The sequence below is a fragment of the uncultured Dokdonia sp. genome (genome assembly GCF_947492535.1).
In the GTDB taxonomy this organism is placed as follows: Bacteria; Bacteroidota; Bacteroidia; order Flavobacteriales; family Flavobacteriaceae; genus Dokdonia.
Genome location: NZ_CANLNH010000002.1, coordinates 1 through 15,249 on the forward strand (window position 1 = coordinate 1; position 15,249 = coordinate 15,249).

Here is a 15,249-nt window from a genome sequence, read left to right on the forward strand (position 1 = left end):
CTGTCTGAATGATGTATTAATGGTCTTTCCTTATACACTCTATTTTTTATAGCCATATTTAAGGCTCTTAAAGCACCGTCCAGTGATAAACTATTAGATACATCATATCCTACTATTTTCTTAGAATAGGCATCTGTAACTAAAGCTAGGTATGATGGATTGATTCTAGTTCCAACATAAGTTATATCGCTTACCCATACAGATTCTGGATTTTCTATTTCTATAGTACTCACAAGGTTCTTATGCTTTTTAAAACGGTGATGAGAGTCTGTTGTAATATGATAACTTCGCTTTGGTTTTATCAGCATATGGTTAGCGCGTAATATTCTAAAAAGTCTATCTCTACCCACATTTAATACGGATAGTTTGTCTTTAAGTATATGATACAATTTTCGTGTTCCTAACTTAGGCATAGAACTTCGTATGGTGTTAACTAATACAATCACCTTTTGAGCGATTGACTGTTTATGGGCTCTTGATTTAATAGATCTGTAGTAAACCTGTCTGTTCACCCCGAGTAAATCACAGGTAGAAACTAAGGTTTCTTTGTGTTCTTCTTTAAAGTGGTCGATAACTCGGGTTTGTAATTTTTTCTAATCTGGATGTCATATTCCTTTTCAGCCATATCAACAAGCATATCAAATATGATGACCTTCTTATCTGCTCGTTCAGCAAGATGTTCTGCTCTAGCCTTTTGCTTTTCTAACAATTTAACTTTAGCCTCTAGTTCTAATATTTTCTGCTCGGGAGTTTTTGACATAATTCTAGGAGATTGATTCTCCCAATCAAAAGTACCATATTTTTGCAACCATTTAGAGACTGTAGAATCCCCTTGAATACCATACTTGAGCTTTGCCTGTGATTTTGACAACAAACCCAATTCTACTTCTTCAACTAATTGAAGCTTAAAAGAGAGGGAGTAATCTTTTTGAGTGCGTTTGACAATCCCTGTGTTTACTGATGTTTTCATTACACTAAAGTTTTAGTGTATCGATATTTCAGGACGAGACACTTCTGAAATAAAAGAGGCTGTCTAAAGAGTCAAGACAGCCTCTTTTTATATTCTATATGATACTTGCTATTATTCTACTGTAACTGATTTAGCTAAGTTTCTAGGTTGATCTACATTCTTATCTAACATTACTGCAATATGGTAGGATAATAATTGCAAAGGAATTGTAGCTAATAATGGTGTAAATGGCTCTAACGTTTCTGGTATTTCAATAACATGATCTGCCAGTTTTCTCACCTCTTTATCACCTTCGGTTACAATACCTATTATTTTTCCACTTCTTGCCTTAATCTCTTCTACGTTACTAACCACTTTTTCATAATGTCCTTTTTTTGTAGCAATAACAACTACTGGCATTTGCTCATCAATTAATGCAATGGGTCCATGTTTCATTTCGGCAGCGGGATATCCTTCTGCATGGATATATGAAATTTCCTTAAGCTTTAATGCTCCTTCTAAGGCAACGGGGAAATTATATCCTCTACCTAGATATAAAGCATTAGATGCATCTTTATATTGTGCTGCAACATACTCTGCTTGTTCATTACAGGTTAAAGCCTTAGCAACTTTTGCTGGTATACGCTCTAATTCTTGTAAATACGCTCTAAATTCAGAATTTGAAAGCTTCCCTTTATGTTTTGCTAATTTCAGAGCAATTAATGTAAGGATTGTAATCTGAGTTGTGAATGCTTTTGTTGAAGCCACTCCTATTTCTGGACCTGCATGTGTATATGCACCTGCATGAGTCTCTCTAGAAATTGACGAACCAACAACATTACACACACCAAAGACAAATGCTCCTTGAGCTTTTGCTAACTTAATTGCTGCCATTGTATCTGCTGTTTCTCCACTTTGAGAAATGGCAATAACAACATCGTCTTTATATACGATTGGATTTCTATATCTAAATTCTGAAGCATATTCTACTTCTACTGGAACCCTAGCAAATTCTTCAAAAATATACTCAGCAACAAGACCTGCATGCCATGAAGTACCACAAGCAACTATAATAATACGTCTAGCATTTAAAAACTTATCTAAATGATCATCGATCCCTGCCATTTTTATAATACCCTTATCTACAAGCATACGTCCTCTAAACGTATCTGTAATAGCGTCGGGTTGCTCGTAAATTTCTTTAAGCATAAAATGATCATACCCTCCTTTTTCAATCTGTTCTAGATTTAATTGGAGTTCTTGAATATATGGATCTACAAGAGAATCATCTTTAATCTTACGTATTTTTAATTTCTTATGGTTACGCACAACAGCCATTTCACCATCTTCAAGATAGATAGCGTTGTTTGTATACTCTATAAAAGGAGTGGCATCAGATGCAATAAAAAATTCATTTTCACCTACACCTATTGCTAGAGGACTTCCCAATCTAGCTACTACAATTTCATTAGGTTTGGTTTTATCAAAAACAGCTACAGCATAAGCTCCAATTGTTTGATTAAGTGCTATCTGTACAGCTTTCCCTAATTTTACGCCTTCTTTTATCTTTACATCTTCAATCAAGTTTACAAGTACTTCTGTATCTGTATCTGATGTAAAAGAGTACCCTCTATTAATAAGCTCTTTACGTAATGGATCATAATTTTCTATAATTCCATTGTGTATTATCACTAGATTTCCAGAATTTGATATATGAGGATGTGAGTTAATATCATTAGGCACACCATGTGTTGCCCATCTCGTATGTCCTATTCCTATAGAGCCATTTGTAGAAATCTCACTCTCTAAACGATTTTTTAAATCTTCAACTTTTCCTTTTGTCTTTGATACTTTAAGATTTTCACCATCATAAAGCGCTATTCCAGCACTATCATATCCTCTATATTCAAGACGTTGTAATCCTTGTAAAATAATAGGATACGCGTCTCTGTATCCTATGTAACCAACAATTCCGCACATACTGCTATATGTTATTCGATTATTTAATTATCTAAACCTAATATCTGACCACAAGGGCTATTAGGATCTATATCTCCTGTTAAAGTATAGAATATCCTTAATTTTAATTTTTTGGCTTCATCAGTACTTAAATTACCATGAAGAATTGTTCCTTCTGGAGAGATTACACTAGAAATAGGTGTTCTTCGAGCATCTTCTATTCCTCCTGTACCTGCTATGATAGCAGTATTATCAACATTTACGTTTTGTGATACCGCTAGCGCCAGACGCACATTTGTAGAATCATTTTTAATAATATTATTTACGTGCTGTGTAATTCGTATTCTATAACTCTGGCCTAAACTTGACTCATTACCATCTTCTTCTCTAACAAGTCTTCCTAAATGATTTGTTCTTGTATTAATAGGGCCGTTAATTCCAGCAGTATTATCAATCAAGTTATCAATTAATAGACTATTATTATCAAAGTCTACTACAAATAATCTTTCAGGCTCTAAAGCACCTCCGCCAGCTCCTAAATCATCTTGATCTACATAGAAAGTTAAGTTTGCTTCGTTAATAATAATATTATCACACGTACGAAGTACTTCCAATTGATCTGCTACCTCATCTCCGTCAAAATCTGGACCAAAAAGTTCTATAATAGCAATACTACCATCACCTCCTTTTAAATACAAGTTATCTTCTCCATCATCTGTATTAGCGTTTTCTATAGCATCGACGATAGAAGGATTAAAATCATTTTGATAGTCTATAACACTAACCCCACTAAAATTTAAACTGATTTCTCCAAACCCATCATTACTAGGCTCACCAGGATCACCTGAATCATCATCGCCTTCAAAACTATAGTAAAGGGTAATATTTGCTTGGTTGAAATCAAATAAGAATAAATTCCCATTATTATCAGGATCTTCTGCTTGTAGATAAAGACCTCTAAAGTAGTCATTAAACGTATTTATATTTAATAATACATCATCTCCCTCCCTTTGTATAATGTTTTGATTCCAATAATCAACATTAAGCGGCAGTCTTAATGCTGGAGAAATACGTTCAGAAAATTCTTTAACAATCTCTCCATCTTCATCTAAAACAGGATCTCCATCTTCATCAAAAGTAACTTCTGTTAGAATAATTTCATCAGGTTGTGGAACAAAATCAGTTACTTGAAATAATAAGTCTCCTTGTATTCCTTGAAAATTTGGAACATCATTAGAAAAATAGATTTCAGGATCTTCAAAGTTTGAATCTGGATCAAGGTCATTTAAGAAAAAGTTAGATCGATATACAGATAATGTAATCCCTCCTGAATTACCAAATATAGAATCAAGCTCAAACGTATTATTACCATCTTCGTCCACCTCTACTTGTCTAGAAAAATGTGGCATTGTAAATATCACACTATCAAGCACTGTATTTTCTCCAAAATCTGGATTTGTTCTTGAGAGTACCACTTGAGATAAGTAAGAAGCTGTTGTTTTACCATATACAGGGTCATTATAAACTCCTAAAACTCCTACAGGAGCTCCATTCGTTTGAACTCCTAAAGGATAATTCATACTGTAGGCAGTAACACTTAAATCATCAATCATTTCGGTATCAAAATTTACCTCTCCTACAATTCCAGTACCTACTTCTCCTAAATCTTCTTCACAGGCAATAAATGCCAATACGAAAAGTAAGGCCACTAGGCCTTTACTTATATAATTATAAATTTTCATAGTCCTTTTACTCTAGTACTTTGGTGGTATAAAATTCTTCGTACGCTTGTGGAAATTCCTCTTTCTTTTTATATGGTAAAACAGGAATCTTAGATGTATTAAGTATTTTAGCTAAGTCTTCATTTAATTCTGGAGACCCAATAATAGCAGCATCAGAATTTTTTACAACTACTTTCATAAGATTCTCATAAGTAGGATCTTGTAACTCTGAAATACTTTCTGTATCAACACCATCAAAAGCGATCTTATTGATCATCTCTTTATTCAATGAACCTTCAAACCCTTGATTATAAATAGATGTTACTATTTTACTCTGGCTAAAAAGAGGCTCACTAGCATAATATTGCTTAAGATATAATGGTAATAATGAAGCCAACCATCCATGTACATGGATAATATCTGGCGACCAATTTAATTTCTTTACAGTTTCAACAACTCCTTTCGCAAAGAAAATAGCACGCTCATCATTATCAGGGAAAAGATTTCCATCTTCATCTGTAAATGTAGCTTTTCTTTTAAAGTACTCTTCATTATCTATAAAGTATACTTGTATGCGTTCTTTTGGAATTGAAGCAACTTTTATAATAAGAGGCATGTCAAAGTCATTAATGACTAGGTTCATTCCTGAAAGCCTTATTACTTCATGTAGTTGGTGCCTGCGCTCATTGATATTGCCATAGCGAGGCATAAAAATGCGTATTTGTCCCCCCTTTGAGTTAACCATTTGAGGAGCTTCAAACGACATAGAGGCAATTTCGGTCTCTGGTAAATAGGGAATAACTTCAGATGACACGTACAATATCCTCTTATCTTTCATATATATATTGTTGATTTAAAAACACGCAAAAATACTAAATTTTATGCAATCTCCCTTTAATATAGTAAGTTTGCAGGCGTTAATTTTTTGATAAAGTGAACTTAATAAAAACAAAAACTGAAATAGCTAATTACGTTTCAGAGAAAAGAAAGCAAAAATCTTCTATAGGCTTTGTACCTACAATGGGGGCTTTACACCAAGGACATGCATCCCTCATTGAGTATGGTTTACAACATCATGATTATGTAATTGTAAGCATTTTTGTAAATCCTACGCAGTTTAATAATGCTTCTGATTTAGAAAAATATCCTCGCACTTTAGACAAAGATGCCTCATTTCTAGGCAAATACAAAGACCGCGTTACTATTTATGCCCCTACAGCTCAAGAAGTCTATGGTGATAACGTACAATCAAAACAATATAACTTTAAAGGGATCGAAGTTGTTATGGAAGGCACACATAGACCTGGACATTTTGATGGTGTTGGAACGGTGTTAAATCATTTATTTAGACACGTAAATCCTGATGAAGCTTTTTTTGGAGAAAAAGATTTTCAGCAACTACTTATTGTAAAAAAACTTGTCGAAATAGAAAAATTACCTCTTAAAATAACAGGATGTCCCATTCATAGACAAGAAAATGGTCTTGCTATGAGCAGTCGTAATGCCAGATTAACACCTCAACAATTAGAAGAAGCAACCTTTATTTATAAAATACTTAATCAAGTAAAAGAGGATTTTGATTCAAAAAGTGCTAAGACACTCAGAGATTGGGTTACTACTCAATTTAAAAACAATCCTCATCTTAGGTTAGAATATTTTGAAATATCAAATGTAAAGAATCTGAGACCGCTTTCGCGAAAGCGTACACATCAAAAATACCGTGCCTTTATTGCTGCTTTTGCAGGAGAAATACGTCTCATAGACAATATGGCTATTAACTAAAATACCTATCTTTGCCCCCATGTTAGTAAATGTAGTAAAATCTAAAATTCACCGTGTTAAAGTAACAGGAGCTGAATTACATTATATAGGAAGTATCACCATAGATGAAGATCTTTTGGATGCTGCAAATATTATTGAAGGAGAACGTGTTCAAATTGTAAACGTGACCAATGGAGAACGTTTAGAAACCTATGCGATTCCTGGCCCTAGAAAAAGTGGAGAAATCACCCTAAACGGTGCCGCTGCTAGAAAGGTTTCTAAAGGAGACATCTTAATTCTTATTGTTTATGCATTTATGGATTTTGATGAAGCAAAAAAATTCAAGCCTACACTTTGTTTCCCAGACGAGAGCACAAATTTATTAAAGTAAACTTGTGGCTTATAAAAAAGCTTTAAAAACACTTAAAATTTTACTCCCACTTGCTTTGGGAGTTTTTTTAATGTGGTATTGGCTTGGAGGGATGACCCCGCAAGAAAGAATTGACTTGTGGAATACCATAAAAAATGCAGATCCTATTTGGATTATACTTTCTTTTATATTTTCTATCCTAAGCCACATGTCTAGAGCCTATAGGTGGAAGTTTATGTTAGAACCTATGGGGTACGAACCTAAATTTGGGAATAGCCTTGCTGCAGTAATGACAGGATATTTTGCAAATACATTTGTACTAAGATCTGGCGAGGTATTACGTGCTGTATCTATACAGCGCACAGACAAGATCCCTTTTGAAAAAGCATTTGGAACTGTAGTTTCTGAACGTATTGCAGACTTAGTGATGCTTCTTTTTATAATGATTACCGCAGTCATATTACAGTCTACAGCTTTAATAGATCTATTTAAAGAAAAAGCAAACCCTATATCTTCCATTATAAGCCTAGCAATCCTTCTCATAATAGGAATTGTAGGGCTTCGTATTTTAAAAAAATCATCACATCCATTTATTGTAAAAGTTCGCGAATTCGGTTTAGGTGTTTTAGAAGGCGTAAAAAGCATTTTATCTATGAAAAAAAATGCTGCTTTTATTTTCCATACTTTATTTATTTGGGCCATGTATATTGCTATGTTCTGGATTGTAACGCTTACCGTTCCAGGACTTCAAGGTATCTCTACGGGCATAACACTTGCAGCCTTTGTCGTAGGTGCTTTTGCAATGAGCGCAACCAATGCAGGAATGGGTGCCTATCCTATTGCTATGGTCACTGTCTTTTCCTTTTTTGGATATAACGAAGCAGATGGGAATGCCTTTGGATCTATTATCTGGGGAACACAAACCATATTCAATATACTTATTGGTGGTATTTGTGCTCTTTATGTATTTGTAATACGCCGCAGATAAAATTTTGTATTTTAGGGCACTTATTAAAAAACAGCCCTAATGAAATCAATTCTTTTTTCAATTTTATGTGTATGCTTATCATTTACAAGTATCGCACAAACACAATATGAAGAAATCTCTTCTATAAAGCTAGATGGAGGTCGCCAACTTAAAATACAATTACCGCGTAACTACGATTCTAATGTTGAAAAAACATATCCTGTCATTATTGTGTTAGACGGAGATTATTTATTTGAACCTGTAGCTGGTAATGTAGATTACTATAGTTACTGGGAAGAAATGCCAGAAGCCATTGTTGTTGGCATTAATCAAGTAGATACAAGAGATGATGACACCTATTATGACGATGTAAGTTATTTACCTGTAGATGAAGGTGCTGCTTTTTTTGAGTTTATAGGCCTAGAATTAATGCCATGGCTTGATGAAAAATACCGTACCAATCAGTTTAGAATGGTGGTAGGTCATGATCTTACAGCAAACTTCATGAATTATTATCTTATGAAAAGTCCTGCACTATTTCAAGGATATGTATCATTAAGTCCTGACCTTGCCCCAGAAATGGAAACACGTCTTGTAGCAAGACTAGGAGCATCTGATCAAAAAATATTTTATTATTTAGCAACCGCTACAGAAGACATACGTGTATTACGAGAAACCATAGAGCCTCTAAACAATCAAATAAAATTGGTTTCAAACTCCAACTTAAAGTATTACTACGATAACTTTGAGGGCGCAACACACTATTCTCTTGTAGGACGTGCGATTCCTAAAGCAATCGAAGAAATTTTTTCTATATATCGCCCTATTAGCAAAAAAGAATATAAAGAAGTCCTTCTAAAATTAGATGGCTCTCCTTATGACTATCTCATTGACAAGTACACTACCGTAAAACAACTTTTTGGACTCGATGATCCTATGCGAGTTAATGACATTGTCGCTGTTGGAAAAGCATTAGAAAAAAAATCAAACTGGGATGGCATGGAACAATTAGGTCAACTTGCCAGAAAACAATATCCAGAAACCATGTTAGGGAATTATTACCTCGCTTTATCTTTTGAAAAATCTGGGGAACCTAAAAAAGCAATGCGTACCTACCAAAATGCATATTTACTAGAAGAAATATCTTTCTTAACCAAAGACTTAATGCTTGACAAAGCAGATAAAATTAAAGCCGATTTCGGATATTAAGACACTTATACAACTTATCTAAAACAAAAGAGAGCAGTTACTAAGTAACTGCTCTTTTGCATAATATTCAATCCCCCAATCAAATATTTTTATCAAAACACGACATGTTTTTTGATGAAGACAAATATAGAACGTCCTTATTATTAAAAAACACGTATTTCTACCTATTTTTATGCTAGCTAGCAATTAAATTTACTCGAAAAAAAACGATAACTCTTCCCTTTATAGGAGAAAGAAAAATAAAATATAGTCTTACCTACGTTTTATTTTTCTTTTGAAATAGGAAGAAAAGAAGGGTGTTTTATCACAGCAAATTCAACTGATAGGTGGTATTATTTAGTATTTTCGCTTAAAGCGAAATGTAACAATGGCAAAAACAAAAACTTCATTTTTCTGTCAAAACTGTGGCACACAACACGCTAAATGGCAAGGTCAGTGTCATGCCTGTAAAGAATGGAACACTATTGTTGAAGAAATCATCCAAAAGGAAGATAAAAAAGATTGGAAACAGGATACCGCTTTCGCGAAAGCGAATACTCGCACCAATAAACCGTTGAAAATAAATGAGATTACTGCCTCTGCCGAAACAAGGTTAGATACAAAAAATGGGGAACTCAACCGTGTTTTAGGAGGAGGTCTTGTACCTGGATCATTAACGCTTTTAGGAGGAGAACCAGGTATTGGAAAAAGTACATTATGTCTTCAGATATCTTTAAACCTTCCCTATAAAACATTGTATGTTTCTGGCGAAGAAAGTCAGCAACAGATTAAAATGCGTGCAGATCGTATTCATCCTGATAGTGATCAATGCTATATTCTTGCAGAAACCAAAACACAAAATATCTTTAGACATATTTCAGAAATACAACCTGATATTGTCATTATAGACTCCATACAAACACTACACACCAATCATATAGAAAGCAGTCCCGGAAGCATCTCACAAATACGTGAAACTACCTCAGAACTCATCAAATATGCAAAAGAAACAGCAACCCCTGTCATTTTAATTGGCCACATCACTAAAGACGGAAATATTGCGGGACCAAAAATTTTAGAACATATGGTAGATACGGTACTCCAGTTTGAAGGAGATCGTAATCACGTATATCGAATTTTAAGAGCTCATAAAAATCGTTTTGGAAGTACCAATGAGTTAGGTATTTATGAAATGCAAGGAAGCGGTTTACGCGAAGTATCTAATCCTAGTGAAATCTTAATATCAAAAAATGATGAAGAGTTAAGTGGTACAGCTATAGCAGCAACATTAGAGGGTTTGCGTCCTCTCATGATTGAAATTCAAGCGTTGGTAAGTACGGCTGTGTATGGAACACCGCAACGTAGTGCTACTGGCTATAATGTAAAACGCCTCAATATGCTACTCGCTGTGTTGGAAAAAAGAGCAGGTTTTAAATTAGGTGCAAAAGATGTGTTTCTAAATGTTACAGGAGGAATTTCTGTAGATGATCCTGCTATTGATCTTGCTGTGGTTGCCGCTGTATTATCTAGCAATGTAGATATCGCCATAGACAAGTCACTATGCCTCGCTGCCGAAATTGGACTTGCAGGTGAAGTACGCCCAATTACACGAGTAGAGCAACGTATCCATGAAGCGGAAAAATTAGGATTCAGTGGAATTATTGTTTCTAAATATTGTAAAATTCCAGATCATGACTACAAAATCTCCATTATTAAAGTAGCCAAAGTACATGATGTTGTAAGACATTTATTTGGGTAACCCCTTAGCAATAGATATGTTATTCGTAAGCGCATATATAGGCTTACGACTGAAATGCAAAACAATAACATATATATTATGACAAAAAACTACACGTTACCTTATATTTTTTTATTCCTTGTTGCTTTTATGCCTTCCTCAATACAGGCGCAATGTACCTTTGGAAATGACGTAGGATCATTTGACCCTCAAAACAATTTTGACTGGGCACAATCATTTACAGCAGAGTGTGATGGCTTTTTAGAATATGTAGAGTTTATCACTGGAAGTGGTGGTACTCAACAAGCAAGAACCTTAGAGATTTTTGAAGGTGCAACGGTATCTGGCGAACCTATTTACACACAAGAATTTCCAGTGATGAATTTTGGAGCTGCAGGTGAGAGTTTACGAATCAATCTTGCAGAAGAATTTCCGATCACTAGTGGAGATATTTTTACATTTCAAATTCCAGGAGTTACGGTAAATCTTCTAGTAGATATTAATAATCCCTATCCAGGAGGCTTTGCTTTTGAAAACGGTGGAGAATTTGGTCAAGTAGTAGATTTTGTATTTAACGTTAGTATTACTGATGAGTTTTTAGCTTTAGATGATTTAGACCTTATGATCATTTCAGCATATCCAAATCCTACCTCTGAAATTATTGATGTCTCGCTAGGAAGCTTCCAACAAGAAATCACTATACGCACCTATAATTTTATTGGAGAGCTCGTCATGGAAGAACGAATAACAAACACAAATCTTCTAAGAATGGATATTGCTCCATTAGCAATGGGAACGTATTATTCTATTGTGATGACACCTTCGAATAGAGGCATATTTCGATTTATAAAATCGTAATCAATATATACCAAAATTAAAAAGCCTTCATAGCATGTAGACTATGAAGGCTTCTAAATACGCTTTCGCGAAAGCGTATAATACCATTTACTATTTTATTGGCCCCGCCAAAGGGTTTAATATCCCGAGTCCTGTATCGAAATTAAAATTCAGTTTCGTATAAATGCCTCGTGAGCTTGTCCCAAGGTAGTTTACTTAAGGCGCAGGATTAGGAATTGCCGCATGTACTTCTTCTATAGCTTTTAAAACTTCTTCAGATAATTCAACATCAATACTTCCTATGTTTTCAGCAAGTTGTTCTACCGAAGTAGCTCCAATTATATTTGCCGTCACAAAAGGACGTGTATTTACAAAAGCAAGAGACATTTGTGTCAAACTTAATCCATGAGCATCTGCAATGGTTTTATAACGTCTCGTTGCTTCAAATGAATTTTCATTATGGTATCTACTGTAGTTAGGAAATAACGTAACTCTCGCATTTGGAGGATATCCATCAAGATACTTTCCAGTTAATTGTCCAAAACCAAGAGGAGAATATGGTAAGTGCCCTACGTCTTCTCTATGCATAATTTCCGTAAGTCCTACCTCGTCTTTTCTATTTAATAAACTATACGGATTCTGTACTGTAATCATTTTAGGAGCTCCTTTACGCGCTTCTTCTAGATATCTTGATAATCCATAAGGTGTTTCATTAGAAAGTCCAACATTTCTAATTTTCCCTACTTTTACTAAGCCATCTAAATCTTCTAAGATTTGCGCAAAATTATCTTCCCAGCCATCATTTTCATTATGCGTATATCCCAATTGACCAAAAAAGTTTGTTGGTCGTTCTGGCCAATGCAACTGATACAAATCAATATAATCTGTTCCGAGACGCTCTAAACTTTTATTAACGGCATCTTCTAATTCATGTTTTGCAAACCCTCCTGTACGGATATGCTTTGTAAACTCCGCTGGACCTGCAATTTTAGAAGCGATTACTACTTGATCGCGCTTTCCTGTTTTCTTTAGCCAACTTCCTATGATACGCTCTGTGCTTCCATAGGTTTCTGCTCGTGCATTAGGCACACTGTATAGCTCTGCCGTATCAATAAAATTAACACCTTGTGATATAGCATAGTCTAATTGTGCATGCCCTTCGGCTTCGGTATTTTGTTCTCCCCAAGTCATAGAACCTAGGCATATTTTTGAGACTTTAATGTCTGTGTTTGGTAAGTGGGTGTATTTCATTTTTCAATTTCCGCAACAACGGTTTTTTAATTATAACTAGAGTATTTAATCTAGTCCTATTTCATATTTTTCTACAAAATTATCATCATTTAACCAGATTAGCAAAAACTCACTATCTATACTGAAGTAACCTCTCTCTGGTCCTAAATAATAGATCATATCATGACCTAGTTGATAAAAATAACAGTCTTCGTCTGGCATACCTAGAAGAGTAATCACCTGCCATGCTGGTAAATCATCTATTACTTTTTTACTTATAAGATCATCTATCATTTCTACTCGCTTATTTTCATCTTTTTTCCAAACTTTAGACGAAAATTCGCGCTCAACAAAATGATTTCCCATTGTATTTATTAATAATAAAAAAACTAATAAAGACACACATACCAGTGCGATAAGGCTATAAAAAAGAATACGTAGGAACTCCTTAATGGTCAAATCCTTATATTCTTTCATTGTCTCATTATTTAATCACTTAATCTATATCTTGTAATAACGCAGTGACTTCATCAAGTTTTGGCGTTAGAATCACTTCGATACGTCTATTTTTTGCTTTGTTTTCAGCAGTATCATTAGGTGCAACAGGCGCATATTCTCCACGACCCGCAGCTGTTAAATTCTTCGGATCAATGCTTTTATTTTCTCGTAATATATTCACAATAGCCGTGGCTCTTTTTGCTGATAAATCCCAATTTCCTTTTAAGTTTCCACTTCCAGAATAGGGAACATCATCTGTATGTCCTTCTATCAACACTGCGATATCTGGATTATCACCAAGTACATTTCCTAATTGTTTTACTGCTGTTTTTCCGTTGGCTCCTACGGTCCAACTACCACTATCAAATAATAGTTTATTTTCTAATGAGACATATACTTTTCCATCTCTTTGTTCTACTGTAAGTCCTTTTCCTTCAAAGTCAGTAAGGGCTTTTGAAATAGCATCTTTTAAATTACGCAAATTGGCATCTTTTGCTGCAATTACAGCTTCTAGTTCATCAATACGATTAGAGCGATCTGCAAGGTCTTTTTGTAACTGCTCTAGTCGTTTGCGTTCTGCTTCTAAAGCTTCTTTATTTGCAGCAAGTGCTGCTTGCTTTACTTCTAATTCAGCGAGCAATTCTCTATTTTTCTTTGAATTTGCTGCAATACTCGCACTGCTATTGGCTTCTAATGCATCATACGATGCTTGAAGGCTTTCTAAACTTGCTTGTGTACTTTCATATTTACTTTTATAATCAGCCAAAGAAGATTGTGCTGCTTCTAAATCTTTAGAAGCTACTTCGTAATCACTGGTCATTTTAGCTAAGTCTTTTTTCGCGGAAGCGAGATCACTTGATAAATTGCGATTTTCTTTACGAAGTCGTGCGTATTTTGACTCAAGGTCTTCAAAGACTTTTTTTGAAACACAAGAACTTAGGGTAATTCCTGCAAGGCATAGTAGTAGGACTTTCTTCATCATCATAGGTATTCTCAATTTTTGGGTTATTGTTGTTTTTTTATTTAGTGGAGTGATAATTCAACCATATGTGGGCAGTGATCACTATGCATCGCATCTTTTAAAATGACGGCACGTGCAATTTTATCTTTTAAAGGTGTACTGACCATATTGTAATCGATACGCCATCCTTTATTATTGGCTCTTGAATTTGCTCTATAACTCCACCACGTATAATTATCGGGTTCTTTATTTAAATGACGGAAAGAATCTATAAAACCACTTTCCATAAAATTACCAATCCATTCTCGCTCTACAGGAAGGAAACCACTCGTATTTTTATTACGTATTGGGTCATGTATATCTATCGCTTCATGACAAATATTATAATCGCCTCCTATCACAAGATTAGGGTATTCTTTTGTTAAATCAGTAATGTACGATTGGAATAAATCCATGTATTCTAGTTTGTGTTCTAATCGAGCACTATTGGTTCCTGATGGGAGATATAAACTCATTACAGATACGTCATCAAAGTCTACGCGGATGTTACGACCTTCAAAATCCATAGACTCAATGCCTGTACCATACTCGACATGATTGGGCTTTTGCTTGGTTAGAATAGCCACCCCACTATATCCTTTTTTTTGTGCACTAAACCAATAATGGTGATAGCCTAACGCTTCAAAAACAGCCACATCTACCTGATCTACAGTTGCTTTTGTTTCTTGAAGTAATACTACATCTGGATCTGTAGCTTGTAACCAAGTATCAAACCCTTTACGGAGGGCTGCTCGGATTCCATTTACATTGTAAGAAATAATCTTCATAAGTGTCTAAAATGTTATCTCAAAACTATGAATTAGAACTTCATAATGAAGCGTAAAACAACATTAAATACTAACATTTTCTTGTTTTTAGCATAGCATCGCTACGGTTAAAATAAAAAATGTAGCGTAGCAATAGTATTTCCTATTGTTTTATGATGTAATAGATTTTCTAATACATATTTTGGGTAAAATGCTAATTTATAAAAGTAGTACACATAAGAAGTTAAAAAGGCTATAAAGTTT

At 34.6% G+C, this 15,249-nt stretch carries 15 protein-coding genes; 6 read left to right on the top strand and 9 right to left on the bottom strand.

All coding sequences use genetic code 11. The annotated features are described in order from the left end of the window. From Q1A60_RS02825 to Q1A60_RS02845, 5 genes are all read right to left on the bottom strand, one after another. On the bottom strand, positions 1-308 hold a 308-nt coding region (locus tag Q1A60_RS02825), incomplete at its 3' end, for a DDE-type integrase/transposase/recombinase (RefSeq protein ID WP_300007148.1). 227 nt (positions 309-535) lie between these two features. Then, positions 536-970: a hypothetical protein gene (locus Q1A60_RS02830; RefSeq protein WP_299761090.1), complete on the bottom strand. Its 435-nt coding sequence runs from the start codon at positions 968-970 to the stop codon at positions 536-538. A 111-nt stretch (positions 971-1,081) separates the two neighbouring features. Then, positions 1,082-2,929 carry a glutamine--fructose-6-phosphate transaminase (isomerizing) gene (glmS, locus tag Q1A60_RS02835; protein WP_299761092.1) on the bottom strand — a complete coding sequence of 616 codons (1,848 nt, stop codon included), beginning with the start codon at positions 2,927-2,929 and terminating at the stop codon, positions 1,082-1,084. 23 nt (positions 2,930-2,952) lie between these two features. After that, the gene (locus tag Q1A60_RS02840) at positions 2,953-4,650 is read right to left on the bottom strand and encodes a DUF4270 domain-containing protein (RefSeq protein ID WP_299761095.1); all 1,698 of its coding nucleotides are present in this window, start codon (positions 4,648-4,650) and stop codon (positions 2,953-2,955) included. Between the two features lie 7 nt (positions 4,651-4,657). Next, positions 4,658-5,467, bottom strand: a complete 810-nt coding sequence (locus tag Q1A60_RS02845) for a glycogen/starch synthase (RefSeq protein WP_299761098.1) — start codon at positions 5,465-5,467, stop codon at positions 4,658-4,660. A 95-nt stretch (positions 5,468-5,562) separates the two neighbouring features. On the opposite strand from Q1A60_RS02845, the gene panC reads away from it, so the two are divergent. From panC to Q1A60_RS02875, 6 genes are all read left to right on the top strand, one after another. Continuing rightward, positions 5,563-6,411 carry a pantoate--beta-alanine ligase gene (gene panC / locus Q1A60_RS02850; protein ID WP_299761101.1) on the top strand — a complete coding sequence of 283 codons (849 nt, stop codon included), beginning with the start codon at positions 5,563-5,565 and terminating at the stop codon, positions 6,409-6,411. A 19-nt stretch (positions 6,412-6,430) separates the two neighbouring features. Continuing rightward, positions 6,431-6,781 (top strand): aspartate 1-decarboxylase, encoded by a 351-nt coding sequence (panD, locus tag Q1A60_RS02855; RefSeq protein ID WP_299761104.1) that lies wholly within the window; start codon positions 6,431-6,433, stop codon positions 6,779-6,781. 4 nt (positions 6,782-6,785) lie between these two features. After that, positions 6,786-7,748, top strand: a complete 963-nt coding sequence (locus Q1A60_RS02860; RefSeq protein ID WP_299761108.1) for a lysylphosphatidylglycerol synthase transmembrane domain-containing protein — start codon at positions 6,786-6,788, stop codon at positions 7,746-7,748. A 39-nt stretch (positions 7,749-7,787) separates the two neighbouring features. Then, entirely contained in the window at positions 7,788-8,936 is a 1,149-nt protein-coding gene (locus Q1A60_RS02865; protein ID WP_299761111.1) for an alpha/beta hydrolase-fold protein, read from the top strand. A gap of 367 nt (positions 8,937-9,303) precedes the next feature. Further along, entirely contained in the window at positions 9,304-10,674 is a 1,371-nt protein-coding gene (gene radA / locus Q1A60_RS02870; RefSeq protein ID WP_299761114.1) for a DNA repair protein RadA, read from the top strand. 78 nt (positions 10,675-10,752) lie between these two features. Then, on the top strand, positions 10,753-11,511 hold the full coding sequence (locus Q1A60_RS02875) for a T9SS type A sorting domain-containing protein (protein ID WP_299761117.1): 759 nt from the start codon (positions 10,753-10,755) through the stop codon (positions 11,509-11,511). Between the two features lie 195 nt (positions 11,512-11,706). Here Q1A60_RS02875 and Q1A60_RS02880 read toward each other — a convergent pair whose 3' ends face one another. Genes Q1A60_RS02880 through Q1A60_RS02895 form a run of 4 tightly spaced genes read right to left on the bottom strand, consistent with a single transcriptional unit; the run spans position 11,707 to position 15,006 of the window. After that, a complete protein-coding gene (locus tag Q1A60_RS02880; protein ID WP_299761120.1) occupies positions 11,707-12,741 on the bottom strand; it encodes an aldo/keto reductase in 1,035 nt (344 codons plus the stop codon). Positions 12,742-12,786: 45 nt separating this feature from the next. Next, on the bottom strand, positions 12,787-13,197 hold the full coding sequence (locus Q1A60_RS02885; protein ID WP_299761123.1) for a hypothetical protein: 411 nt from the start codon (positions 13,195-13,197) through the stop codon (positions 12,787-12,789). Between the two features lie 19 nt (positions 13,198-13,216). After that, on the bottom strand, positions 13,217-14,200 hold the full coding sequence (locus Q1A60_RS02890) for an OmpA family protein (RefSeq protein ID WP_299762558.1): 984 nt from the start codon (positions 14,198-14,200) through the stop codon (positions 13,217-13,219). Positions 14,201-14,241: 41 nt separating this feature from the next. Next, positions 14,242-15,006 carry an exodeoxyribonuclease III gene (locus Q1A60_RS02895; RefSeq protein ID WP_299761126.1) on the bottom strand — a complete coding sequence of 255 codons (765 nt, stop codon included), beginning with the start codon at positions 15,004-15,006 and terminating at the stop codon, positions 14,242-14,244. Positions 15,007-15,249: the final 243 nt, after the last annotated feature.

What these genes read in the sequence shown, in the direction of transcription:
- Q1A60_RS02885 (WP_299761123.1), bottom strand. Translation starts at nt 13,197, where the DNA reads ATGAAAGAATATAAGGATTTGACCATTAAGGAGTTCCTACGTATTCTT.
- glmS (WP_299761092.1), bottom strand. Translation starts at nt 2,929, where the DNA reads ATGTGCGGAATTGTTGGTTACATAGGATACAGAGACGCGTATCCTATT.
- Q1A60_RS02875 (WP_299761117.1), top strand. Translation starts at nt 10,753, where the DNA reads ATGACAAAAAACTACACGTTACCTTATATTTTTTTATTCCTTGTTGCT.
- Q1A60_RS02895 (WP_299761126.1), bottom strand. Translation starts at nt 15,006, where the DNA reads ATGAAGATTATTTCTTACAATGTAAATGGAATCCGAGCAGCCCTCCGT.
- Q1A60_RS02830 (WP_299761090.1), bottom strand. Translation starts at nt 970, where the DNA reads ATGAAAACATCAGTAAACACAGGGATTGTCAAACGCACTCAAAAAGAT.
- Q1A60_RS02840 (WP_299761095.1), bottom strand. Translation starts at nt 4,650, where the DNA reads ATGAAAATTTATAATTATATAAGTAAAGGCCTAGTGGCCTTACTTTTC.
- Q1A60_RS02845 (WP_299761098.1), bottom strand. Translation starts at nt 5,467, where the DNA reads ATGAAAGATAAGAGGATATTGTACGTGTCATCTGAAGTTATTCCCTAT.
- Q1A60_RS02865 (WP_299761111.1), top strand. Translation starts at nt 7,788, where the DNA reads ATGAAATCAATTCTTTTTTCAATTTTATGTGTATGCTTATCATTTACA.
- Q1A60_RS02880 (WP_299761120.1), bottom strand. Translation starts at nt 12,741, where the DNA reads ATGAAATACACCCACTTACCAAACACAGACATTAAAGTCTCAAAAATA.
- radA (WP_299761114.1), top strand. Translation starts at nt 9,304, where the DNA reads ATGGCAAAAACAAAAACTTCATTTTTCTGTCAAAACTGTGGCACACAA.
- panD (WP_299761104.1), top strand. Translation starts at nt 6,431, where the DNA reads ATGTTAGTAAATGTAGTAAAATCTAAAATTCACCGTGTTAAAGTAACA.
- Q1A60_RS02890 (WP_299762558.1), bottom strand. Translation starts at nt 14,200, where the DNA reads ATGATGAAGAAAGTCCTACTACTATGCCTTGCAGGAATTACCCTAAGT.